This is a genomic window from Thermomonas haemolytica (assembly GCF_004346265.1).
GTDB classification, from domain to species: domain Bacteria; phylum Pseudomonadota; class Gammaproteobacteria; order Xanthomonadales; family Xanthomonadaceae; genus Thermomonas; species Thermomonas haemolytica.
Map to the genome: position 1 here is coordinate 64,816 of NZ_SMAP01000003.1, position 24,588 is coordinate 89,403.

The window sequence follows — 24,588 nt, forward strand, 5'->3', positions numbered from 1 at the left end:
GGGAATAGACAGATGACCTTCACCAACGCCAAGCAAATGCAGCCTGTCCGGCGCCACCTGCCCTCGCGGGCCCTCGCCGTCGCCCTCGCGCTCGGCCTGGCCACGGTTGGCGCGGGCTCCATGTCGTCCCCAGCGCATGCCGCCGGCATCGGGCAGTCCGCGACCGGGGGCATGGCGGATCCCGCCAAGCGCCTGCCCGACGCGGTGTCCGTGTCGGCGATCGACTTCAAGCGCGGCGACGGCGGCTCCGGCAAGCTGATCCTGCGCTTCTCCGGCAACGGCGCCGCCCCCGACCTGCGCACCATGGGCTCCAACGTGGTGATCGATATCGGCAACGCCCAGCTGCCGGCCTCGCTGCAGCGCCCGATCAACGTGGTCGATTTCGCCACCCCGGTGCAGCGCGTCGAGGCCCACGCCACCAGCAGCGGCGCGCAGCTGGTGCTGGGCACCAAGGGCATGTTCGAGTCGATGGCCTACCAGAGCGGCAACGAGTACATCGTCGAGATCGTGCCGCGCGCGAATCCGGTTGCCGCCGCCACGGCCGGCGCCGGCAAGGCCATGGGCGCCGCCAGCAGCGGTGATACCAGCGCCAGCGCCTCCGTGCGCTATAGCGGCAAGCCGGTGACCTTCAACTTCCAGGACGTGCCGGTGCGCACCGTCCTGCAGCTGATCGCCGAGGAGTCCAACCTCAACATCGTCGCCGCCGACACCGTGCAGGGCAACGTCACCCTGCGTCTGGTCAACGTGCCCTGGGACCAGGCCTTGGACCTGGTGCTGCAGGCCAAGTCGCTGGACAAGCGCCGCAACGGCAACGTGGTGTGGGTGGCCCCGCAGAAAGAGATCGCCGACTTCGAGCAGGCCAAGGAAGACGCCCGCATCAACCTCGAGGAGCGCGCCGCCAAGGTCACCGAGTACATCCCGGTCAACTACGCCAACGCCGAGGACATCGCCCGCCTGCTCACCGAGGAGAGCAAGGGTAACCAGATGACCGGCGGCCAGCCAGGCGGCCAGAACGCCCAGGACCGCGGCTTCCTGTCCGGTCGCGGCAGCATCAGCTTCGACAAGCGCACCAACACCCTGCTGGTGGTGGACATCCCGCAGAAGGTGGAGGGGATCAAGAAGCTGGTGCAGGAGCTGGACAAGCCGGTCGACCAGGTGGTGATCGAGGCCCGCATCGTGATCGCCAACGAGAACGTGGCGCGCGAGCTGGGCGCCAAGTTCGGCATCACCGGGACCGGCAACAACAATAAGATCTACTACGGCAACAGCATCGCCAACAACATCCTCAACCAGAACGCCATCACCAACGCCGCGCTGGCCAACAGCACCACGCCGCCGCCTAGCCCGCCGGCGGTGCCCACCATCACCCGCGGCCTCAACTGGAACATGCCGGCCGCGCTGCAGAACCCGGGCGGTTCGCTGGCGCTATCGATCCTCAACGCTGGTTATGCGCTGGACGTGGAGCTGTCCGCGATCCAGGAGCAGGGCCGCGCCGAGGTGATCTCCAACCCGCGCGTGGTGACCAGCAACCAGAAGGAAGCCACCATCCGGCAGGGTAAGGAAATCGGCTACCTCACCGTGTCCGGCGGCCAGGGCGGCAACGTGCCCACCGTGCAGTTCAAGGAAGCGCTGCTGGAGCTGAAGGTGACCCCGACCATCACCAACGACGGTCGCGTGTTCCTCAACATGGGCGTGAAGAAGGACGAGCTCGACGGCTTCATCAGCCTCGGCAGCTTCGGCCAGGTGCCGCAGATCGCCCGTCGCGAGGTCAATACCGCGGTGCTGGTGGACGATGGCCAAACCGTCGTGATCGGCGGCGTGTATGAGTTCAACGACACCACCGATATCTCCAAGGTGCCGTTCCTGGGTGACATCCCGATCCTTGGAAACCTGTTCAAGAACAAGAGCCGCTCGAAGACCAAGGCCGAGCTGCTGATCTTCGTGACCCCGAAGGTCATGCGCGTCGCCCAGCGCTGAGCGTTGCGCCATCGCTGTACGGAGACGGGAGCCGCAGGGCTCCCGTTTTCGTTCGTGCGGCGGCACCATGGGCGAACCTTCGCCGCGCCGCGCGGTCCAACCGCCATTCGCAGGATGCCCGCCCATGGATACCGCACACGCGCCTACTCCGTCATTGCATGACCGCTTCCAGCAGCTGCAGCAGGCCTTGCAGCAGGAGATCATCGGCCAGGAGGCGCTCATCGAGCGGCTGCTGATCGCGCTGCTGGCCGACGGCCACCTGCTGGTGGAGGGCGCGCCGGGGCTGGCCAAGACCACCGCGATCCGGGCGCTGGCGGCGCGCCTGGAAGCCGATTTCGCGCGCGTCCAGTTCACCCCCGACCTGCTGCCGGCCGACCTCACCGGCACCGAGGTCTGGCGTCCGCAGGACGGCCGGTTCGAGTTCCAGCCCGGCCCGATCTTCCACTCCCTGCTGCTGGCGGACGAGATCAACCGCGCCCCGGCCAAGGTGCAGTCGGCGCTGCTGGAGGCGATGGGCGAGCGCCAGGCGACCGTGGGGCGGCGCACCTATCCGCTGCCGCCGCTGTTTTTGGTCATGGCCACCCAGAACCCGATCGAGCAGGAGGGCACGTTCCCGCTGCCGGAGGCGCAGCTGGACCGCTTCCTGATGCACGTGCGCATCGGCTACCCGCAGGCCGAGGCGGAGGCCCAGATCCTGCAGCTGGCGCGCCTGCGCGCCCGCGATGCGCTGCAGCCCCCGCCGCCCGCCCCGACGGCGCGGATCAGCCAGGACGACGTGTTCGCCGCGCGCCGGGCGGTGCTGGAGCTGCACCTGGCGCCCGCGCTGGAGCGCTATCTGGTGGAACTGGTGCTGGCCTCGCGCGATCCCAGCCGCTACGACGCGGCGCTGGCGCGCCGGATCGCCTGGGGTGCCAGCCCCCGCGGCTCGATCGCGCTGGAACGCTGCGCGCGCGCGCGCGCCTGGCTGGCCGGGCGCGATTTCGTCACGCCCGAGGACGTGCGCGCGGTCGCGCCCGACGTCCTGCGACACCGGGTGCTGCCCAGCTTCGAGGCCACCGCGGAAGGCTGGGACGGCGCGCGGCTGGTGGATGAACTGCTGCAGCGGGTGCCGCTGCCGTAAGCCATGAAGGCAGCCGGGGCCACGCAGACAGGTGCGCAGACCATTGGCAGCGGGGCTGGCATCGCCCCGCAGCTGGCCGAGCTGCTGGCCCTGCGCGCGCTGGTGCAGGGCCGGCGGCCGCCGCGGCGCGGGGCGCACGGCGTGCAGGGGCATGCGCTGTCCACCCTGCGCGGGCGCGGGATGGAATACGCCGAATCGCGCGAATACAGCCCGGGCGATGATGCCCGCCACATCGACTGGCGGCTCACCGCCCGCAGTGGCAAGGCGCATACCAAGCTGTTCCAGGCCGAGCGCGAGCGCCTCACCCTGCTGGTGGCGGACACCTCGCCACTGCTGTATTTCGGCACCCGAGTGCGTTTCAAGTCGGTGCAGGCGGCGCGCGCGGGGGCGCTGATGGCGTGGCTGGCGCTGCGCGACGGCGATCGCGTGGCAGCCCTGCGCGGCAGCATGCAGGAAGCGCCGGTGCCGCCGGCGACCGGCACCCGCGGCGTGCTGCACGTGCTGGATGCGCTGGTGCGCTGGTATGCGCAGCCACCGCCGGACGATGCCGGGCTGACGCTGGCGCTGGAGCACGCGCGGCGCTTGTTGCGCCCTGGATCGCGCGTGCTGGTGCTGGCCGATCCGGCCAGCGTAGGTGGCGTGGCGGCGACGCTGTGGGCGGCGCTCGGACGCTTCGATGCCAGCGTGCTGCTGCTCACCGATCCGCTGGAAGAGGCGCCGCCGCGCGCGACGCTGGCGTTCGCACCGGCACAGGGGGCGCACCTGGCGCTGGCGCTGGATGCCGAAGGCGTGCGTCGGCGCTGGCAGCATGCGTTCGCGCAGCCGCTGGCACAGGCGCAGGCGCTGCTGCAGCGGGCCGGCGTGCGCGCGCAGGTACTGTCCGGCGCGGATCCCAGCAACGCCTGGCTGCCGCTGCTGGATGCACCCAGGCCACGGGGGGCACGATGACGCCGGGCGTGCCGCTGCCGCTGCGCGACGTGCACCCTGGTGTGGCTCCCGGCTGGTGGCCGCCGGCGCCGGGCTGGTGGTGGCTGGCGGGTGGGCTGCTGCTGGTGCTGGTGCTGCTCACGGCCTGGTTCTGGCGACGGCAGCGCCGCCTGCGCATGTGGGCAAGGCTGTTCGATGCGCACGTGGCCCAGGCGCAGCCGGGCCCGGCACAGGTGGCGGCGATCTCCGAGCTGCTGCGGCGCGCGGCGCGCCGGATCGACCCACAGGCCGACCGCTTGCAGGGCGAGGCCTGGCTGCGCCTGCTGGATGCGGGCTGGAAACAGCCCGCCTTTGCCACCGGGCCGGGGCAACTGCTGCTGGAGGGCCTGTACCGGCGCGAGGTGGATCCGGCGGCGCTGGAAGCCCTGCGCGTGCTGGCGCGGCGGCGATTCCTGCAGTGGATGCAACGGGCATGAGCATGCTGGCGGAGTGGTGGCCCTTCGACGGATTCGCCTGGCCGTGGCTGCTGCTGGCGCTACCGCTGCCGCTGCTGGTGCGCCTGCTGTGGCCGCCGCGCGCGGCGACTGAGGCGGCGCTGCGGGTGCCGTGGGGCGCGCGCCTGCGCCAGGTCGCCGCCGGTGCGTCCGGCCCGGCCCGCGGGCACGGGCCCCTGTGGCTGGCCGGGGCGGCGTGGGCGTTGCTGTGCGTGGCGGCGGCGCGGCCGCAGCAATGGGGGCCGCCGGTGGTGCCGCCACAGACCGCGCGCGGGATGATGATGGCGCTGGATCTGTCCGGCAGCATGGGCGAGGAGGACATGGAACTGGGCGGCCGTCCGGTGGACCGGCTCACCGCCGCGCGCGCGGTGCTGGCCGATTTCCTGCAGCGCCGCACGGGCGATCGGGTCGGCCTGATCGTGTTCGGCGACCGCGCCTTCGTCCTGGCACCGTTGACGGCGGACCTGGCCAGCGTGCGCCAGCAGCTGGGCGATGCCGTGATCGGCCTGGCCGGGCGCGCCACCGCCCTGGGAGATGCCATCGCGCTGGCGGTGAAGCGGCTGCAGGACGCCCCGGCCGCCGAGCGCGTGCTGATCGTGCTCACCGACGGGGTGAACACGGCCGGCGTGCTGGATCCGGACAAGGCCGCCCGCATCGCCCGCGATGCCGGCGTGCGCATCTATCCCATCGCCTTCGGCGGCGAAGGCGCGGCGGTGTCGGTCTTCGGCTTCCGCCTGCCGCTGGGCGGCGGCGACGAGGTGGACGAAGCGGGCCTGGCGCGCATTGCCCAGCTCACCGGCGGGCGTTTCTTCCGCGCCCGCGCCACCGACGAGCTGGCCGCGGCCTATGCCGCGATCGACCGCCTGGAGCCGGTGGCCCAGGCCGGGCAGGCGGTGCGGCCGCGGATCGAGCGCTACCCGCTGCCGCTGGCGGCGGCGTTGGGGCTGGGCCTGCTGGCGCTGGCCTGGCGCAGGGGGCGGGCATGAGCATCGCGCTGCTGCCGGAGGGCCTGCATTTCCTGCGCCCGTGGTGGCTGCTGGGCTTGCTGGCGCTGCCGGTGCTCGCGCTGTGGCTGCGCCGTGCCGCGCGCCGGCGCAGCGGCTGGCAGCAGGCGGTGGACGCGCATCTGCTGCCGCATCTGCTGGAGGGCGGCACCGCCACCCGCCGCGCCTGGGCGGAATGGTTGGGCCTGCTGGGGGCGGCACTGGCGGTGCTGGCGCTGGCCGGGCCAAGCACGGGCAAGCGCGCGCAGCCGCTGTGGCAGAACCGGCAGCCGCTGGTGCTGGCACTCGACCTGTCCTCGGCGATGCTGGCACGCGATCTGCCACCGAACCGGCTGGCGCAGGTGCGGGCCAAGCTGGCCACGCTACTGCGTGAGCGCAGCGGCGGCGAGGTGGCGCTGGTGGTGTTTGCCGATGATGCCTATACGGTGGCGCCGCTGACCGACGATGCCGCCAACGTCGCCCTGTTCCTCGATGCACTGGCCCCGGACGTGATGCCCGCCGACGGCCACCAGCCCGCGCGTGCGATCGCCTGGTCGCAGCGGCTGCTGCAACAGGCCGGCTTCGCCCGCGGCGAGATCCTGCTGCTGACCGACCATGCCGACGCCGAGGCGCTGGCCGCCGCCGCGCGTGCGCGCGCGGCCGGCTATACGGTTTCCGCGCTGGGCGTCGGCAGCGCACGGGGCGGCGTATTCCCGGGACCGGGCGGACTGGGGCAGGCACGGCTGGATGCGGCCTCGCTGCGGGCGTTGGCCGCGGCCGGCGGCGGCCGCTACCAGGCGATGACCGCGGGCGATGCCGACCTGCGCGCGCTGGGCGTGCTGCAACCGCAGTCATCCGAGGGGGAGGCAGCGGGGCAGATGGCGCAGGTCTGGCGCGACGATGGCTTCTGGCTGCTGCCGCTGGTGCTGCTATGCGTGCTGCCGCTGTTCCGGCGCGGCGTCATGGCGGCGATGCTGCTGGTCGCGTTGGGATGGCCATCGCCGCCGGCCGCGGCGCAGGAGGGCGCGCCGCGCGGCACCCTCTGGCAGCGCGCCGATCAGGCGGCCCATGCGCGCCGGCTGGAGGGCGTGGCGGCCTACCGGCGCGGGGATTACGCCACCGCCATCGCGCGCTTCTCCGGCCTGCCCGATGCCGACAGCCAGTACGACCTCGGCAACGCGCTGGCTCAGGCCGGGCGCTACGACGAGGCGCTCGCCGCCTACGACCGCGCGCTGCGCCTGCGCCCCGGCATGGCCGATGCCATCTACAACCGCAAACTGGTGGAGGCGGCCCGCCAGCGCAAGTCGCCGCCCCCTGCGTCCTCTGCGTCCGGCAATACGTCTGCGCCCCGCCCCGGCAGCGGCCCGCCGGCGTCCGGGCAGAAGGAGGACGGCCGCGGCCAGGGCAGCAAGGACGCGGCGGGCAAAAACGGCGCGCCTCCGCCGTCGCCCGCGCAGGATCGCTCCGGAGCGCAGGCCGCCGGGAAGATGCCGGATGGCCCGCCGCAGCCATCGCAGCCGTCGCCAGAACAGGCGCTGGCGCAGGCGCAGGCCGATGCCGCCCAGCGCGCGCGCATGCAGCAGGCGCTGCAGGGCCGCCCGGCGGGGGGCGCGCCGATGCAGGCCACGCCGGCGCCGCGCCCGGAAACCGCCGAGGAGCGCGAGCGCCGGCTGGCCAACCAGGCCTGGCTGCAGCGGGTGCCGGACGATCCGGGCGCGCTGCTGCGCGCGCGCCTGCAGCTGGAGGCCCGGCGCCGGGCCGAGGCGGGCGGGCCGTGATCCGGCACCTCGCCATCGGCCTGCTGGCGCTGCTGGCCGCGGTCGCGCTGCCGGCCGCAGCGCAGACCCGCGCCTGGCTGGATCGCAGCGAGATCAGCGACGGCGAGACGGTGGCGCTGAACATCGTCACCGACCAGGCCGTGGACCAGATCGACTACGCGCCGCTGCGCGCGCAGTTCGCGCTCGGCGGACAGAGCGTGCGCCGCCAGTTCGGCTGGGTGAACGGGCAGGCGCGCCGGCAGGCCGTGTTTTCGGTGGGGTTGCGCCCGCGCGGCCCGGGCACCTGGACGGTGCCATCGCTGCGGGTGGGCAATGCAACCACCGCGCCGTTGCAGCTGGTGGTGCGCGCGCCCACCGTGCAGCCGGCCACGCCGAACTCGGACGTGTTCGTGGAAACCACGGTCGATGCCGAGCATCCCTACGTGCAGCAGACCGTGGGCGTCACCGTGCGGTTGAACTACGCCATTCCGCTGCTGTCCGGCCAGCTCGACCTCGATCCGCCGGCCGGTGCCAGCCTGCAGCGGGTGGGCGAGGACATCCAGTACCAGCGCATGCTCGGTGGCCGCCGTTTCGAGGTGCTGGAGCGGCATTACCTGCTGATTCCCGAACGCAGCGGCCCGCTGCTGCTGCCCGGCGCGCGCCTGACCGCCATCCGTGGCGCCGGGTTCACCGGCCCGCTGTTCGAGGACGATCGCACGCCGGTGGCCGCCGCGGCCCCGGCGCGGCTGCTGCAGGTGCGCCCGATCCCGGCGGATGCACCCTCGCCGTGGTTGCCGCTGCATGCGGTGCAGCTGCGCTACCTGCGGGCGCCGACCCAGGCCTTCGCCGGCGCGGCGGCCACGGTCGAGGTCGAACTGGAGGCGGAGGGCGCCACCGCCGCGCAGGCCCCGGCGCTTGAGTGGCCGGCCACGCCCGGGGTGCAGGTGTTCCCAGAGCCGGCGCAGGTGCAGGAGCGTTTCGTCGATGGACGGCCGCGGGTCAGCGTACGCCGGGTGTTCGCGCTGGTGCCGCAGCAGCCGGGCGCGCTGTCGCTGCCGGGGCCGCAGTTGGCGTGGTGGGATGCCGATGCCGGCCGCGCGCAGCGGGCCACGTTGCCGCCGCTGCGGCTGCAGGTGGCACCCGGAAACGCTGCCACTGTCTCCGCCGGAGATGGCGCCGCGCCCGCGGCATCCCCGACCGCCCCGGCCGCACCGCGCGCCCCGTCGCCTGCCGCCGGGCCACAGGCGAAGGGGCGGCCGGCCATCCACCGCGACGCCGGCGACGCCCTCGCGCTGTGGCTCTGGGGCGGCGTGCTCGCGCTGGCGCTGCTGGCGGCGGGCATGGCCGGGGTGCGGCGCTGGCGCGCGCGCCGCGCGCGTGGCTCCGCGCCTGCCGCGCAGACGGCGGCCGCACCGGCGTTGTCCACGGCGCTCGCCAGCGGCGATCTGTCGGCGATCGCTCGTGCCCTTACCGCAGGCGCCGGCGTGGCGGGCGAGGATCTGGATGCGGTGTGTGCGCGCCTGGACGATCCGGCGCAGGTGCAGGCCGTGCGCGCCCTGCAGGCCGCGCGCTGGGGCGGTGGCGCGCCGGAGACCGCGCTGCGGGCCCTGCGCCAGGCCTTCGCCGCAGGCCCGCGCTGGCGCACGCAGGCCAGGCGCGCGCAGGTGGCGCTGCCGCCGCTGTATCCGGAGTAGCGCGGCGTCTTTGTTAAGCTGGGAGTTCGCCCGTTTCCGCGAGCCCCGCATGCACGCCTCCGACACCGCACCTTCCGCGCCCGCCAAGGGCATCCCGCTGCATCTGAAGGTGGGGATCGGCTTCCTGCTCGGCACCCTGCTGGGGCTGGCGGTGCATCTGGTCGCGCCCGGCGCCGGCTGGGTGAATGACGTGATCCAGTACGCGGCGCGGCCGTTCGGCACGATCTTCCTCAACCTGCTGTTCATGCTGGTGGTGCCGCTGATCTTCTCGGCGCTGGTGCTGGGCGTGGCCGAGCTGGGCGACATCGCCAGCCTCGGCCGGCTGGGCTGGCGCACGCTGGTCTATACCGCCGTGGTCACCGGCATCGCGGTGCTGATCGGGCTGGCGATGGCGAACCTGATCCAGCCCGGCACCCACATGGACCCGGCGCTGGTGCAGCAGGCGCTGAGCAGCAACGCGGCCAAGACCGGCGCCATCGTCGAGAAGGGCCGCGAATTGCATATCGTCGACATCATCGTCGACATCGTCCCGCACAACATCGTCGGCGCCATGGGCGACGACAGCAAGAAGCTGGGCATCGTGTTCTTCGCGCTGATGTTCGGCATCGGCCTGGTGATGCGGCCCACGCCGGGCACCTTGGCATTCAAGAACGCGCTGCACGGGTTGTTCGAGGTGTGCATGCACCTGATCGGCCTGTTCGTGAAGCTGGCTCCGTATGCCGTGGCCTGCTTCATGTTCATCCTGAGCGCGCAGATGGGCTGGGAGGTGCTGGTCGGGCTGGGCTGGTTCGTGGTCACGGTGGTGCTGGCGCTGGCCATCCACGGCTTCGTGGTGCTGCCGCTGTGGGTGAAGTTCATGGGCGGCATGAGCGTGCGCGAGTTCTTCCGCGGCTCGCAGGAAGCCTCGCTGACGGCGTTCGCCACCGCCTCGTCGGCGGCGACGCTGCCGGTGACGCTGCGCGTGGCCGAGGAGAACCTCAAGCTGCCGCGCAAGATCAGCCGTTTCGTGCTGACCGTGGGGGCTTCCGCCAGCCACCACGGCTCGGCGCTGTTCGAGGGCATCACCATCCTGTTCCTGGCCCAGGTCTATGGGTTGCACCTGCCGCTGGGCGAGCAGGTGCTGGTGCTGGTGCTGTGCATCCTCGGCGGCATCGGCACCGCCAGCATCCCGTCCGGCTCGCTGCCGGTGATCGCGATGATCGCCGGCGTCGTCGGCCTCGATCCTGCGGGGATCGGCATCATCCTTGGCGTCAACACCTTCCTCGACATGTGCCGCACCTCGCTCAACGTCACCGGCGACCTGGCGATGGCGGTGGTGGTGGCCAAGCGCAGCGGTGCGCAGGAGCTGGACGATTCTGCGGTGGAGAAACTGGACGAGATCGTGCGCTGAGGGGCCGGATGGGGCTGGCGGGCGCGCCGCGCGACAGCACCCCGCCGGGGATGGGACAATAGGCGCTTCCTCCGCTTCGCCTTCCGCCATGACGACGCCCAGCCGCCGCGACCTTGCCAACGCCATCCGTTTCCTCGCCATCGACGCGGTGCAGGCCGCCAACTCCGGCCATCCGGGCATGCCGATGGGCATGGCCGACATCGCCGAGGTGCTGTGGAACGACTACCTGAAGGTGAACCCGGCCAACCCCGGTTGGGCCGACCGCGACCGCTTCGTGCTCTCCAACGGCCACGGTTCGATGCTGCAGTACGCGCTGCTGCACCTGGCCGGGTTCGACCTGCCGATCGACGAGCTCAAGCGCTTCCGCCAGCTCGGCAGCCGCACCCCGGGCCATCCGGAGAACCACGTCACCCCGGGCGTGGAGACCACCACCGGCCCGCTCGGCCAGGGGCTGGCCAATGCGGTCGGCTTCGCGCTGGCGGAAAAGCTGCTGGCGCAGCGCTTCAACCGCGACGGCCACACCATCGTCGATCACCGCACCTGGGTGTTCCTGGGCGATGGCTGCCTGATGGAGGGCATCAGCCATGAAGCGGCCTCGCTGGCCGGCACCTGGGGCCTGGGCAAGCTGGTCGCATTCTGGGACGACAACCACATCAGCATCGACGGCAATACCGACGGCTGGTTCACCGATGACACCCCGAAGCGGTTCGAGGCCTACGGCTGGAACGTGATCCGCGGCGTGGACGGGCACGACCCGGTGGAGATCAAGACCGCCATCGAGACCGCACTGAAATCCACCGGCAAGCCGACTCTGATCTGCTGCCGCACCACGATTGGCTTTGGCTCGCCGAACAAGGCCGGCAAGGAGTCCAGCCACGGTGCGCCGCTGGGCAAGGACGAGGTGGCCGCCACCCGCGAGGCGCTGGGCTGGGCGCATGCGCCGTTCGAGATCCCGGCCGAGATCTATGCCGGCTGGCGCGCGCGCGACCGCGCCGCCGACGAGGCCGAATGGAGCGCCCGCTTCGCCGCCTACAAGGCCGCGTATCCGGACGCTGCCGCCGAGTTCGAGCGCCGCCTGTCCGGCGCGCTGCCGGCCGGGTTCGAGGTCGCGGCCGATGCCTTCATCGCCAAGCTGCAGCAGGATGGTCCGGTGATCGCCAGCCGCAAGGCCTCGCAGAACGCCATCGAGGCCTTCGCGCCGCTGCTGCCGGAGCTGGTGGGCGGCTCGGCCGACCTCGCCCATTCCAACCTGACCTTGTGGAAGGGCAGCAAGTCGGTGGCCGGCAGCGACCCGGACGCCAACTACGTCTACTACGGCGTGCGCGAGTTCGGCATGACCGCGATCGGCAACGGCCTGGCCTTGCACGGCGGCTTCATCCCGTATGACGCCACCTTCCTGGTGTTCAGCGACTACGCGCGCAACGCGGTGCGCATGAGCGCGCTGATGGACGTGCGCGCGATCCACGTCTACACCCACGACTCCATCGGCCTCGGCGAGGACGGCCCCACCCACCAGCCGGTGGAGCACCTGGCCTCGTTGCGCCAGATCCCGAACAACGACGTCTGGCGGCCTTGCGATGCGGTGGAATCGGCGGTGGCGTGGAAGGCGGCGATCGCACGCGCCAATGGCCCCTCCTGCCTGGTGTTCAGCCGCCAGACCCTGCCGCATCAGGTGCGGACGCCAGAGCAGGTGGCATCGATCGCGCGCGGCGGCTACGTGCTCAAGGACAGCGTGGGCGCGCCGGAGATCATCCTCATCGCCACCGGCAGCGAAGTCGGGCTGGCAATGCAGGCCGCACAGGCGCTGGGCGAGAAGGTGCGCGTGGTGTCGATGCCCTCGACCAACGTGTTCGAGCGCCAGGACGCGGCCTACCGCGAGGCGGTGCTGCCCAAGGCCTGCCGCAAGCGGGTGGCCGTGGAAGCCGGTGTCACCGGCTTCTGGCGCCAGTACGTGGGCCTGGACGGCGCGGTGGTCGGCATCGACACCTTCGGTGCCAGCGCGCCGGCCGAGGCGCTGTTCCCGCACTTCGGCCTCACCGTCGAGCGCTTGATCGAGGTCATCAACGCGCTCTGAGCCGCGCGCGAGACTTCCCGCCGCATGATCCTGCGCTCCCGCCCGTTCCACGCCTGGATGGCCCGCCTGGCACTGGCGGCCGTCCTGCTGGTGGCGGTGATGCCGACCGTCAGCCGCTGGCTGGAAAGCCGGGCGCAGGGCTTGCCGGATGCGGTGCTGGCGATGTGCACCCTGGACGGGCTGGCGATGAAGCCGGCCCGCCTGCTGGACGATGCGGGCAAGGCGCCCGCGCCGTCCGGCGCGATGCCGGACGACTACTGCGCCTACTGCCCGCTGCTGGCCTCGCTCGCGCCGCTGGCGCTGGCGATGCTGGCCTTGCTGCTGCCGGAGCAGCCGCGTGCCTTGCTGCCATCGGGCGCGCGCCCCATACCGCACGCGCCGCCATGCCTGCGCGGCCTCGGCGCACGGGGGCCGCCGATCCTGCTCTGAACCACGACGTCTTCCCGTGGGGCGCCGCCCCCGCATCCTCGTGATTTGGAGTGTTCCATGCCTTCCTTCCGTTCCGCGACGGTGCGTCCGTCGCGCCGCGCGCTTGCGTGCGCGCTCTCGCTTGCGCTGTTCCCCCTCGCTGCCGCTGCCGCCGACGGCACGCCCGACGCCAAGACGCTTGATCGCGTGGTGGTGATCGGCACGCCCACCCAGCCGCTGACCTTCGAAACCGATCCCAAGCTGCCGCGCCAGCCGGTGCCGGCCAGCGACGGTGCCGACTACCTCAAGACCATTCCCGGCTTCACCGCCCTGCGCAACGGTGGCACCAACGGCGATCCGGTGCTGCGCGGCATGTTCGGTTCGCGCCTGAACCTGCTGACCAACGATGGCGCGATGCCCGGTGCTTGCCCGGCACGGATGGACAATCCGCTGTCCTACGTGGCGCCGGAAACCTACGACCGCCTGACCGTGGTCAAGGGTCCGCAGACCGTGCTGTGGGGCCCGGGCGCGTCCGCCGGCACGGTGCGCTTCCAGCGCGAGACGCCGCGCTTCGATGCGCCCGGTGCGCGGGTGCAGGGCAGCCTGCTGGGCGGCAGCTTCGGCCGCAACGACCAAATGCTGGACGCCGCCGCGGGCGCGCCTATGGGCTATGCGCGGATGACCGCCAACCGCTCCGAGTCCGGCGACTACCGCGACGGCAACGGCGACGTGGTGCCGTCGAAGTGGCGCAAGTGGAATGCCGACCTGGGGCTCGGCTGGACGCCGGATGCCGACACCCTGCTCGAGCTCTCGGCAGGCACCGGCAACGGCATCGCCCGCTATGCCGGGCGCAGCATGGATGGCTCGCAGTTCCGGCGCGACAGCCTGGGCCTGCGTTTCGAGAAAACCTTCCATGGCGCTCTGCGCAAGCTGGAGGCCAGCCTGTACCGCAACGAAGCCGACCACGTGATGGACAACTACACCCTGCGCGATCCGAACCCGATGGGGCCGATGCCGATGCCGATGGCCTCCAACGTCGCGCGCACCACCGAGGGCGGGCGTGTCGCGGCGCAGTGGGCCTGGGCCGGATTCGAGCTCACCGCCGGGCTGGACGCCCAGACCAGCCGCCACCGCCAGCGCAGCGCCAGCGGGCGCGGGGCTTATCTGGCCCTGCCGTGGCAGCGCGATGCCAACCTGCGCGACACCGGTGCCTTCGCCGAAGGGCGCTGGGCGCTGGCCGCGGGCCAGCACGTGATCGCCGGTGCGCGCGTGGATCGTGCGCAAGCCACTGATCTGCGCGCCACCGCCGGAATGATGGCGATGCCCAATCCCACCTTCGGCCAGACCCGGCGCGAAACCTTGCCCGCAGGTTTCATCCGCTACGAGCGCGACATCGCCGGCAGCGGCTTCGGTTGGTACGCCGGCGTGGGACACACCGCGCGCATGCCCGACTACTGGGAGCTCATTTCGCCCAACATGGGGCCGATGGGCGCGCCGAACGCGTTTGCCGGCATCCGGCCGGAGAAGACCACCCAGCTGGATGTCGGCGCGCAGTACCGCGGCAAGCGCGTGGATGCCTGGGTCTCCGCCTACGCCGGGCGCATCGACGACTACATCCTGTTCACCTACCTGCCGGGCGGGATGATGGGCACCACCAGCCGCGCCACCAACGTCGATGCGCGCATCCACGGTGCGGAGGCCGGCGGCGAATTGCGTCCGTGGCGGGACTGGACCCTGGGCGGCAGCCTCGCCTGGGCTTGGGGCGCGAACACCACGGCCGGCACCGCGCTGCCGCAGATGACGCCGCTGGAAGGGCGGCTGAGCGCGGCCTGGGACAACGGCCGCTGGAGCGCAGGCGCGCTGCTGCGGGTCGTCGCCCGCCAGGACCGGGTGGCCCCGGACCAGGGCAACGTGGTCGGTCGCGATCTCGGCCCCAGCGCCGGGTTCGCCACGTTCGCGCTCAACGGTGGCTATCGCGTGAGCGACCGCGTGCAGCTCACCGCCGGCATCGATAACCTGTTCGATCGCGCCTACAGCGAGCACCTGAACCTCGCCGGCAGCGCCGATTTCGGCTATCCCGCGCTGCCGGTGCGGATCAACGAGCCCGGCCGCACCCTGTGGCTGAAGCTCAACTTCACGCCGTGAGGCGCACACTGCCGATGCGGCCTATCGCGCTGGCGGCGGCCGGCGCTTCCCGACACCGCACCCCGCCAGACGGCGGCGGTGCCTGCAAGCGAGGACACACGATGGACAAGAGCAATGGCAGCAAGACTTGGGCCGGCATGGGCCGGCTCGCCGCAGGAGGGCTGGCGCTGGCACTGGCATTGCCGGCGCTGGCGGGCGGCAAGCCGGCGGTGCAGGTGCAGGAGGCGTGGATGCGCGCCACCCCGCCCGGCGCCAAGGTGGCCGGCGGCTTCATGACCCTGGTGAACCCCACCGCGCAGGACGACCGCCTGCTGCGGGTGGACAGCCCCGAGGCGGCGCGGGTGGAGCTGCACGAGACCCGCAGCGAGGGCGGGGTGATGCGCATGCGCGCGCTGCCCGATGGTTTGGTGGTGCCTGCGCATGGGCAGGTGCAGCTCAAGCCGGGCAGCTATCACCTGATGTTCATCCAGCCGCGTCGCGCGCTGGAGGCGGAGATGCAGGTGCCGGCCACGCTGGTGTTCGAGCGTGCCGGCGCGGTGCCGGTGACCTTCCAGGTGCGCGCCCTGGGCGCGCGTTGAACGGGCCTGCCCGCGGCGGCGACGGTCGGCGCGGGCGGGTTTTGCCGGGGGTGGAATGCCTGCTGCGGGCCGGATGCGGTGGGTTTTCGAGGCGTTTCTGCGCCTTCGAATAAATGACCCGGGTGAAAATTGAAATTCCGCCACGGTCGATTTGTCGGGCGCGGCGGGATGTGTTCCCATAGCGCTTTCCCTGCTGCGGAGTGGCGGCCATGGCCGAACTGAAGGAAGCGCGCGTCCCTGACATCGGCGGGCATACCGATGTCCCCGTGATCGAGCTGCTGGTGCAGCCGGGCGATACCGTGGCCAAGGACCAGGGCCTGGTCACCTTGGAATCGGACAAGGCCACCATGGAAGTGCCCGCGCCGTTTGCCGGCGTGGTGCGCGAGCTGAAGGTGAAGCTGGGCGACACCGTGTCCGAGGGCGGGGTGGTGGCGGTGATCGAGGTGGCGGAGGCGGCGGCCGCGGCGCCTGCGCCAGCCGCTGCGCCGCCGCCCGCGAAGCCTGCGGCGCAGGAGCCGCCGAAGCCCGCGCCTGCCGCGCCGGTCGCGGTGCCGGCCGAGAGTGGCGCGCCGGTGCCGGCGCTGGCCCCGGTGGCCGAGCCCGGCCAGCCCGGCATCCCGCCGATGCGGTTCGAGGCGGATGCGGTGCTGCCCGAGAAAGTGCCCTACGCCAGCCCGGCGGTGCGCCTGTTCGCGCGCGAGCTGGGCGTGGACCTGGCCCAGGTGGTGGGCAAGGGGCGCGGCGGCCGGATCATGAAGGAGGACGTGCAGGCCTTCGTGAAGGCGGCGCTGGCCGGTGGCGGCGCGCCTGCGTCCGCGCCGGCGCTGGCCGCTGGCGGCGGGCTGAACCTGATCCCGTGGCCGAAGGTCGATTTCGCCAAGTTCGGCGCCATCGAGACCAAGCCGCTGTCGCGCATTCAGAAGATTTCCGGCGCGAACCTCGCGCGCAACTGGGCGATGATCCCGCACGTCACCCAGCACGATGCCGCCGACATCACCGAGCTGGAGGCGCTGCGCGTCGCCCTCAACGACGAAAATGCCAAGGCCATCGCCGCCGGCAAGGCCGGCAAGGTCACCATGCTGGCCTTCCTGATCAAGGCCTGCGTGGCGGCGCTGAAGAAGTTCCCGACCTTCAACGCCTCGCTGGAGGGCGACAACCTCGTCCTGAAAAAGTACTTCCACATCGGCTTCGCCGCCGACACCCCGAACGGGCTGGTGGTGCCGGTGCTGCGCGACGCCGACCAGAAGGGCGTGCTGGAGATCGCCCGCGAGATGGGCGAGCTGGCCGCGCTGGCGCGCGACGGCAAGCTCAAGCCCGAGCAGATGCAGGGCGGCTGCTTCACCATCAGCTCGCTGGGCGGGATCGGCGGCACTGCGTTCACGCCGATCATCAATGCGCCGGAAGTGGCCATCCTCGGCGTCTCCAAGTCGGAGACCAAGCCGGTGTGGGACGGCACGCAATTCCAGCCGCGCCTGATGCTGCCGCTGTCGCTGAGCTATGACCACCGCGTGATCGACGGCGCCGCCGCGGCGCGCTTCACCAGCTATCTGGGGCAGCTGCTGGCCGATCTGCGCCGGGCGATGCTCTGAAATCCAAGGAGAAGGCGCATGGCAGAGATCGAGAGCAAGGTGCCCGACATCGGCGGCCACAGCAACGTGCCGGTGATCGAGATCCTGGTCGCGGTGGGGGACACCGTGAAGAAGGACCAGGGCCTGGTCACGCTGGAATCCGACAAGGCGACCATGGAAGTGCCGGCGGCGGCCGATGGCGTGGTCAAGGCGCTGAAGGTGAAGCTGGGCGATACCGTGTCGGAAGGCAGCGTGATCGCGGTGATCGAAACCGCAGCGGGCGAATCCGCGCCCCCCGCTCCCGCCGGGGGAGGGGATGAGGGTACGGCGAGGCCTGAATCTTCACGCGTGCCCGAGCCCTCGCCCCAGCCCTCGCCCGGCGGGAGCGGGCGTGAGGGCGCGCCTGCGCCGCAGGCCGCCGCAACGTCCGGCGGCAAGGCCGACATCGAGTGCGCGCTGGTGGTGATCGGTGCCGGCCCCGGCGGCTATACCGCGGCCTTCCGCGCGGCCGACCTCGGGCTCGATACCGTGCTGGTCGAGCGTCACGCCACCCTCGGCGGCGTCTGCCTCAATGTCGGCTGCATTCCCTCGAAGGCGCTGCTGCATGCCGCCGAGGTGATCGAGCAGGCGGCGCATGCCGGCGACTACGGCGTGGAGTTCGGCAAGCCGAAGATCCACCTCGACAAGCTGCGTGCCTACAAGGACAAGGTGGTCGGCCAGCTCACCAAGGGACTGGCCGGCATGGCCAAGCAGCGCAAGGTGCGCACGCTGCAGGGCGTGGCGAAGTTCGTCTCCGCGAACGAACTGGAGATCGCCGCGGCGGACGGCAGCGTCCAGCGGCTGCGCTTCGGGCAGTGCATCATCGCCGCCGGCAGCCAGCCGGTGAAGCTGCCGGGTTTCCCGTGGGGCGATCCGCGCATCATGGATTCCACCGATGCGCTGCAGCTGGCCGAGGTGCCGAAAAAGCTGCTGGTGGTCGGGGGCGGCATCATCGGGCTGGAGATGGCCACCGTCTATCGCGCGCTGGGCGCCGAGGTGACCGTGGTCGAGTTCATGCCGCAGCTGATCCCCGGCGCGGACGCCGATCTGGTCAAGCCGCTGGCCGATCGTTTGAGGCAGCAGGGCGTGGCCATCCACCTCAAGACCAAGGTGGTCGAGGCCAAGGCGCAGAAGAACGGGATTGCCTGCACGTTCGAGGGCGAGTCCATCCCTGAGGCGAAGCTGTTCGACCGCGTGCTGGTGGCGGTGGGACGCAGCGCCAACGGTGCAAAGCTGGATGCCGAGAAGGCCGGCGTGCGCGTGACCGAGCGCGGGCTGATCCCGGTGGATGCGCAGATGCGCACCAACGTGCCGCACATCTTCGCCATCGGCGATCTGGTCGGCCAGCCGATGCTGGCGCACAAGGCCACCCACGAAGGCAAGCTGGCGGCCGAGGTCGCCTCTGGCGAGAAGAAGGAATGGGTGGCGCGGGTGATCCCGAGCGTGGCCTATACCGATCCGGAGATCGCCTGGGTCGGCGTCACCGAGGCCGAAGCCAAGGCCAAGGGGCTGAAGGTCGGCGTGGGCAAGTTCCCGTGGGCGGCCTCGGGCCGCGCGATCGGGCTGGGGCGCACCGAAGGCTTCACCAAGCTGGTGTTCGACGAAGCCACCCACCGCGTGATCGGCGGCGGGATCGTGGGCGTGCACGCGGGCGAGCTGATCGCCGAGATCGCGCTGGCGATCGAGATGGGCTGCGAGGTCGAGGACATCGGCCACACCATCCATCCGCACCCGACGTTGAGCGAGTCGGTGGGGATGGCGGCGGAGGTGTACGACGGCACCATCACCGATCTCTACCTGCCCAAGCGCAAGTAGCCGTAGGCGGCGCGGCAGGGGCGCCGCCGTGACGGAACGCCCCGGGCCAGGGGGCACCGGAGCGTCCGGCAGCCGCCGGGATCGACGAGGAAAGGGCGGTTGCGGCCTGTGCGACCGCGCGCGGGCCGGCGAAGTTCCCGCTCCGCGCCGCGGCCGGCGGGCCCGCCTTTGGCGGTTGCCCGGGGCAGGGGCGGGCTGCTAGACTTTTGCGGCTTCGCGGGGCGCTTCGGCGGCCCGCGGACATGCCGAACCCTCCGTTTGGTCCTGCTCGGGAATCATCTGTGTGCTGAACTCCGCCAAGGCAGGTTGGCGGCTGGCGCTGCGGGCGGTGGCTTTCCAGGCCGTCGCCACGCTGGCGACCGCCGCTGCCTGCATGACCATCGGGCCGCGCGCCGCCTTGGCGGCGCTGGCCGGGGGCGGGGCGCTGGCGCTGGGTAGCCTGGTGGCGGCCTGGGGGGCGTTCGGCGGTGGCGTGTCGGGGGGCGGCGTGGCGCTGGCGCGCCTGTTGTTAGGCACGCTGGCGAAATGGGTCGTGGTCGCGCTCGGGCTGTTCCTGGCGATCGCGGTCTGGAAGCTGCCGGCGGTGCCGGTGCTGGCCGGTGCGGCGATGGCCGCGGCGGCATTCCTGGTGTCGATGAGATTCGTGGCAAGGCGCAGTACGACGAGGACGAACGCGTGATCCTGGAAGCAATGGGGCTGGCTCCCGAAGGTGGCGAAGGCGGCGGTGGCCTGACCGGCTACATCGTCCACCACCTCACCCACAACACCATCACCGTCGCTGGCGATGCCGGGTTCCACCTGGATTCCTGGGCCATCGCGCTCGGCCTGGGCCTGCTGGCCTGCCTGTGGCTGTGGCTGTATGCGCGCAAGGCGACCTCGGGCGTGCCGGGCAAGGGCCAGGCCTTCGTGGAGCTGGTGGTCGAGTTCGTCGATTCCCAGGTCAAGGACACCTTCCACGGCGACCGCCGCTTCATCGCGCCGCTGGCCCTGACGATCTTCGTCTGGGTCGTGTTCATGAATGCGATGGACCTGCTGCCGCTGGACCTGCCTTCGGCCACGATCGCCGCGGTCGCCGGCGAGCAGGCGGCGCACCACACCTTCCTGCGCGTGGTGCCGACCGCCGACGTCAACACCACGTTCGCGCTGTCGCTCACCGTGTTCCTGCTGATCATTTTCTATTCGATCAAGGTCAAGGGCGGCTGGGGCTTCACCAAGGAGCTGTTCACCGCGCCGTTCCACGCCCACGGCGTGCTCGGCAAGATCGTGCTGGCGGTGCCGAACCTGTTCCTGAATCTGGTCGAATACCTGTCCAAGCCGGTCAGCCTGGGCATGCGACTGTTCGGCAACATGTACGCCGGCGAGCTGGTGTTCATGCTGATCGCGGGGCTGTTCATGTCCTGGGTCACCTTCCTGCCCGGCGTGCTGTTCCAGTCGGTGTGGGCGATCTTCCACATCCTGATCATCCTGCTGCAGGCCTTCATCTTCATGGTGCTGACCGTCGTCTATCTGTCGATGGCGCACGAGCACCACTGAGGGCCCGCCGGGCTTCGCGTTCCACCTTCCACCGTTCCACCCCTTCACAACAGTTCAGTACCAAAACCGGAGATCCACCATGGAATTCATCGCCAACGTCCAGGCTTTCACCGCCGTCGCCATCGGCATCATCGTCGGCCTGGGTGCGCTGGGCGCCGCCCTCGGCATCGGTGTCATGGGCAGCAAGTTCCTCGAGGCCGCCGCCCGCCAGCCGGAGCTGGTCCCGATGCTGCAGGGCCGCATGTTCCTGCTCGCCGGCCTGATCGACGCGGCGTTCCTGATCGGCGTGGGCGTGGCGATGATGTTCGCGTTCGCCAACCCGCTGCTGGCCGCCGTCCAGGCCGCCGCCGGCGCCTGATCGGTCGCCCGGGGCGTGCGCGGCAGGTCCGCGTGCGCCCGCTGCACCGCGCCGCGGCATGCCGCCGTGGCGTTGCCCAGGCGGGCGCCACTGCACGGCGTCCGTTCGACACGCAAGGTACGACATGAACCCGACCTTCATGACATTGCTGGGCCAGATGATCTCGTTCGCGATCCTCATCTGGTTCACCGTCAAGTTCATCTGGCCGCCGCTGATGCAGGCGATCGAGGATCGCCAGCAGAAGATCGCCGAGGGCCTGGCCGCGGCCGACAACGCGCAGAAGAGCCTTGCGCAGGCCGATGCCAAGGTGGCCGAGGAGCTCAAGGCCGCCCGTGCCAAGGCCAACGAGATCATCGAGCAGGCGCACCAGCGCGCCAACCAGCTGATCGACGCCGCCAAGAGCGAGGCGATCGCCGAGGCCGCGCGCCAGAAGGCGCTGGCCGAGGCCGAGATCGAGGCCGCCGCCAACCGCGCCAAGGAAGAGCTGCGCAAGCAGGTGGCGGCGCTGGCCGTGAGCGGCGCCGAGCGCCTGCTGCAGCGCGAAGTCAACGCCAACGACCAGAAGGCGCTGATCGACGAGCTGGCCGCGCAACTCTGAGGGAAGACCCATGAGCCAGGCCATGACCCTCGCCCGCCCCTACGCCCGCGCCGCCTTCGCGGTGGCGCGCGATGCCTCGCGCCTGCCGGCGTGGTCGGACGCGCTCGGCTTCGCCGCGCGCGTGGCCGCCGACCCGCAGGTGGCGGCGCTGCTCGGCAACCCGAAGCTCACCCGCGACGATGCCCTGGTGCTGCTGGCGCCGGACGCGGCCGGCGAGGAGTTCGCGAACTTCCTCGGCCTGCTGTTCGACAACCGCCGGCTGGGGCTGCTGCCGGAGATCGCCGGGCTGTTCGACGAGCTGCGCTTCGAGGCGGAGCGCGTGGTGCGCGCCAAGGTCACTTCCGCGGTGGCGCTGCCGGCGGCCGAGCTGGAGACGATCAAGGCCGCGCTGCGGCGCCGTTTCGGGCGCGAGGTCGAGGTCGAGACCGCGGTCGACCCCGCGCTGCTGGGCGGTGCGGTGATCGACGCCGGCGACGTCGTCATCGATGGCTCGCTCAAGGGCAAGCTGGGCCGCCTGCAGGCGGCGTTGGCGCACTGATCGGCGCACTAATCCGTTTATCCCGAATTCTAGAAACAGGCCGGCGGCGACGCAGGCTCCCAAGGAAACCAAGATGGCCACCACCACGCTCAACCCGTCCGAAATCAGCGAACTGATCAAGACCCGCATCGAGAAGGTCAAGCTCGCCGCCGAGGCGCGCAACGAAGGCACCGTGACCTCGGTCTCGGACGGCATCGTGCGCATCCACGGCCTGGCCGACGTGATGCAGGGCGAGATGATCGAACTGCCGGGCGGCACCTACGCGCTGGCGCTGAACCTCGAGCGTGACTCGGTGGGCGCGGTGGTGCTGGGCGACTACGAGACCCTGCGCGAGGGCGACACCGCCAAGACCACCGGCCAGATCCTGTCGGTGCCGACCGGCCCCGAGCTGCTGGGCCGCGTGGTCAACGCGCTGGGCGAGCCGATCGACGGCAAGGGCCCGATCGACGCCAAGACCAGCTCGCCGGTGGAGACCATCGCCCCGGGCGTGATCTGGCGCAAGTCGGTCAGCCAGCCGGTGCAGACCGGCTACAAGTCGGTGGACAGCATGATCCCGATCGGCCGCGGCCAGCGCGAACTGATCATCGGCGACCGCCAGACCGGCAAGACCGCGCTGGCGGTGGACGCGATCATCAACCAGAAGCACTCCGGCATTAAGTGCATCTACGTGGCGATCGGCCAGAAGAACTCGACGATTGCCAACATCGTGCGCAAGCTCGAGGAGCACGGCGCGATGGCTTACACCACCGTGGTCGCCGCCTCCGCCTCGGAGTCGGCCGCGATGCAGTACATCAGCGCCTACTCCGGCTGCGCCATGGGCGAGTACTTCCGCGACCGCGGCGAGGACGCGCTGATCATCTACGACGACCTGTCCAAGCAGGCCGTGGCCTACCGCCAGATCTCGCTGCTGCTGCGCCGCCCGCCGGGCCGCGAAGCCTACCCGGGCGACGTGTTCTACCTGCACAGCCGCCTGCTGGAGCGCGCCGCGCGCGTGTCCGAGGAGTACGTCGAGCGCTTCACCAACGGCGCCGTGAAGGGCAAGAGCGGCTCGCTGACCGCGCTGCCGATCATCGAGACCCAGGCCGGCGACGTGTCCGCATTCGTGCCGACCAACGTGATCTCGATCACCGACGGCCAGATCTTCCTCGAAACCGACCTGTTCAACTCGGGCATCCGCCCGGCGGTGAACGCGGGTATCTCGGTGTCGCGCGTGGGTGGTGCGGCGCAGACCAAGATCATGAAGAAGCTCTCCGGCGGCATCCGCATCGCGCTGGCGCAGTACCGCGAGCTGGCGGCGTTCGCGCAGTTCGCCTCCGACCTCGATGACGCCACCCGCAAGCAGCTGGAGCGCGGCCAGCGTGTCACCGAGCTGATGAAGCAGAAGCAGTACGCCCCGATGTCGGTGGCGCAGCAGGCGCTGTCGATCTACGCGGTCGACAAGGGCTACCTGGACGACGTGCCGGTGGGCAAGGTGCTGGCGTTCGAGTCCGGCCTGCAGGCGCATTTCGCCAATACCGCCGGCGAGCTCATGCAGAAGATCGATGCCACCGGCGACTGGAACGACGAGATCGAGGCCGCGTTCAAGAAGGGCATCGAGGACTTCAAGGCGACCGGTAGCTGGTAAGCCCCGGAAGCACCCGCGCGGGTCGCTGACCCGCGCAGTCGATCCACACTGACGAGACGAGCATGGCTGGCGGACGCGAAATCAAGACGAAGATCAAGAGCGTGCAGAACACCCGCAAGGTGACCCGCGCGCTTGAGATGGTCTCGGCCTCCAAGATCCGCAAGGCGCAGGACCGGATGAAGGCCTCGCGTCCCTACGCGCGGGCGATGAAGCAGCTGATCGGGCACCTGGCGCAGGCCAATTCCGAGTACCGCCATCCGTACCTGGTGCAGCGCGCCGACGTGAAGCGGGTGGGCTACATCGTGGTGTCGTCCGACCGCGGCCTCGCCGGCGGCCTCAACAACAACATGTTCCGCAAGCTGCTGGCCGAGTTCCGCGCCCTGCAGCAGCAGGGCATCGAGGTGGACGTGGTCACCATCGGCCAGAAGGCCTCGGTGTTCTTCCGTCGCGTGAAGGTCGGCATGCTGGCCTCGGTCACCCACCTGGGCGACACCCCCAAGGTCGAGCAGCTGATCGGCGTGATCAAGGTCATGCTGGATGCCTACACCGCGGGCGGCGTCGACAAGGTGTTCCTGGCCTACAACGACTTCGTCAACACCATGACCCAGCGCGCCACCTTCGACCAGCTGCTGCCGCTGCCGGCGGCGCAGGTCCCGGTGGCCCGCCACGACTGGGACTACATCTACGAGCCGGACGCCGAGAGCGTGCTGGAACACGTGCTGACCCGCTACGTGGAGTCGCTGGTGTACCAGGCGGTGATGGAGAACGTGGCGTCCGAGCACGCCGCGCGCATGGTGGCCATGAAGGCCGCCAGCGACAACGCGACCAAGCTGATCGGCACCCTGAACCTGGTCTACAACAAGGCCCGTCAGGCGGCGATCACCCAAGAGATTTCGGAAATCGTCGGCGGCGCCGCGGCGGTTTGATCCCACGAAGCAGCATCGAAGCAGCATCCAAGAGTTCCCGAG

Annotated in this window: 21 protein-coding genes; all 21 read left to right on the forward strand. The window is 71.0% G+C overall.

All coding sequences use genetic code 11. From position 1 onward, the window contains the following. Window positions 1–12: 12 nt before the first annotated feature. The 21 genes from EDC34_RS05135 to atpG all read left to right on the forward strand — a co-directional run bounded on the left by EDC34_RS05135 (window position 13) and on the right by atpG (window position 24,546). Window positions 13–1,977, forward strand: coding sequence for a type IV pilus secretin PilQ (locus tag EDC34_RS05135; RefSeq protein WP_114959798.1), 1,965 nt, complete (start codon window positions 13–15; stop codon window positions 1,975–1,977). Window positions 1,978–2,101: 124 nt separating this feature from the next. Next, a complete protein-coding gene (locus EDC34_RS05140; RefSeq protein WP_114959797.1) occupies window positions 2,102–3,097 on the forward strand; it encodes an AAA family ATPase in 996 nt (331 codons plus the stop codon). Window positions 3,098–3,100: 3 nt separating this feature from the next. Then, on the forward strand, window positions 3,101–4,045 hold the full coding sequence (locus tag EDC34_RS05145) for a DUF58 domain-containing protein (protein ID WP_114959796.1): 945 nt from the start codon (window positions 3,101–3,103) through the stop codon (window positions 4,043–4,045). After that, a complete protein-coding gene (locus EDC34_RS05150; RefSeq protein ID WP_114959795.1) occupies window positions 4,042–4,500 on the forward strand; it encodes a DUF4381 domain-containing protein in 459 nt (152 codons plus the stop codon). Before EDC34_RS05145 ends, EDC34_RS05150 begins: the two co-directional genes overlap by 4 nt. Beyond that, window positions 4,497–5,504, forward strand: a complete 1,008-nt coding sequence (locus EDC34_RS05155) for a vWA domain-containing protein (protein WP_114959794.1) — start codon at window positions 4,497–4,499, stop codon at window positions 5,502–5,504. The genes EDC34_RS05150 and EDC34_RS05155 overlap by 4 nt, the downstream gene beginning before the upstream one ends. Beyond that, window positions 5,501–7,279, forward strand: coding sequence for a VWA domain-containing protein (locus EDC34_RS05160; protein WP_114959793.1), 1,779 nt, complete (start codon window positions 5,501–5,503; stop codon window positions 7,277–7,279). Before EDC34_RS05155 ends, EDC34_RS05160 begins: the two co-directional genes overlap by 4 nt. Next, window positions 7,276–8,952, forward strand: coding sequence for a BatD family protein (locus EDC34_RS05165; protein WP_240311068.1), 1,677 nt, complete (start codon window positions 7,276–7,278; stop codon window positions 8,950–8,952). Before EDC34_RS05160 ends, EDC34_RS05165 begins: the two co-directional genes overlap by 4 nt. A gap of 49 nt (window positions 8,953–9,001) precedes the next feature. Continuing rightward, complete coding sequence (locus tag EDC34_RS05170; RefSeq protein ID WP_114959792.1) at window positions 9,002–10,342, forward strand: dicarboxylate/amino acid:cation symporter; 1,341 nt, start codon at window positions 9,002–9,004, stop codon at window positions 10,340–10,342. An 88-nt stretch (window positions 10,343–10,430) separates the two neighbouring features. Next, entirely contained in the window at window positions 10,431–12,416 is a 1,986-nt protein-coding gene (gene tkt / locus EDC34_RS05175; RefSeq protein ID WP_114959791.1) for a transketolase, read from the forward strand. Between the two features lie 24 nt (window positions 12,417–12,440). After that, window positions 12,441–12,845: a DUF2946 family protein gene (locus EDC34_RS05180; protein ID WP_114959790.1), complete on the forward strand. Its 405-nt coding sequence runs from the start codon at window positions 12,441–12,443 to the stop codon at window positions 12,843–12,845. A gap of 57 nt (window positions 12,846–12,902) precedes the next feature. Then, a complete protein-coding gene (locus tag EDC34_RS05185) occupies window positions 12,903–14,969 on the forward strand; it encodes a TonB-dependent copper receptor (RefSeq protein ID WP_114959789.1) in 2,067 nt (688 codons plus the stop codon). Between the two features lie 101 nt (window positions 14,970–15,070). Then, entirely contained in the window at window positions 15,071–15,547 is a 477-nt protein-coding gene (locus tag EDC34_RS05190; protein ID WP_162797680.1) for a copper chaperone PCu(A)C, read from the forward strand. Between the two features lie 209 nt (window positions 15,548–15,756). Then, complete coding sequence (gene aceF / locus EDC34_RS05195) at window positions 15,757–17,136, forward strand: dihydrolipoyllysine-residue acetyltransferase (protein ID WP_114959787.1); 1,380 nt, start codon at window positions 15,757–15,759, stop codon at window positions 17,134–17,136. A gap of 18 nt (window positions 17,137–17,154) precedes the next feature. After that, complete coding sequence (lpdA, locus tag EDC34_RS05200) at window positions 17,155–18,969, forward strand: dihydrolipoyl dehydrogenase (protein ID WP_114959786.1); 1,815 nt, start codon at window positions 17,155–17,157, stop codon at window positions 18,967–18,969. Window positions 18,970–19,252: 283 nt separating this feature from the next. Then, window positions 19,253–19,648, forward strand: coding sequence for a hypothetical protein (locus EDC34_RS05205; RefSeq protein ID WP_114959785.1), 396 nt, complete (start codon window positions 19,253–19,255; stop codon window positions 19,646–19,648). Window positions 19,649–19,659: 11 nt separating this feature from the next. After that, complete coding sequence (gene atpB / locus EDC34_RS05210; protein WP_114959784.1) at window positions 19,660–20,502, forward strand: F0F1 ATP synthase subunit A; 843 nt, start codon at window positions 19,660–19,662, stop codon at window positions 20,500–20,502. A 79-nt stretch (window positions 20,503–20,581) separates the two neighbouring features. Continuing rightward, a complete protein-coding gene (gene atpE, locus EDC34_RS05215; protein WP_114959783.1) occupies window positions 20,582–20,860 on the forward strand; it encodes a F0F1 ATP synthase subunit C in 279 nt (92 codons plus the stop codon). Between the two features lie 124 nt (window positions 20,861–20,984). Beyond that, complete coding sequence (locus EDC34_RS05220; RefSeq protein WP_114959782.1) at window positions 20,985–21,458, forward strand: F0F1 ATP synthase subunit B; 474 nt, start codon at window positions 20,985–20,987, stop codon at window positions 21,456–21,458. Window positions 21,459–21,468: 10 nt separating this feature from the next. Further along, on the forward strand, window positions 21,469–21,996 hold the full coding sequence (locus tag EDC34_RS05225) for a F0F1 ATP synthase subunit delta (RefSeq protein WP_114959781.1): 528 nt from the start codon (window positions 21,469–21,471) through the stop codon (window positions 21,994–21,996). A 73-nt stretch (window positions 21,997–22,069) separates the two neighbouring features. Then, window positions 22,070–23,620, forward strand: coding sequence for a F0F1 ATP synthase subunit alpha (gene atpA / locus EDC34_RS05230; protein ID WP_114959780.1), 1,551 nt, complete (start codon window positions 22,070–22,072; stop codon window positions 23,618–23,620). Window positions 23,621–23,682: 62 nt separating this feature from the next. Further along, window positions 23,683–24,546: a F0F1 ATP synthase subunit gamma gene (gene atpG, locus EDC34_RS05235; RefSeq protein ID WP_114959779.1), complete on the forward strand. Its 864-nt coding sequence runs from the start codon at window positions 23,683–23,685 to the stop codon at window positions 24,544–24,546. Window positions 24,547–24,588: the final 42 nt, after the last annotated feature.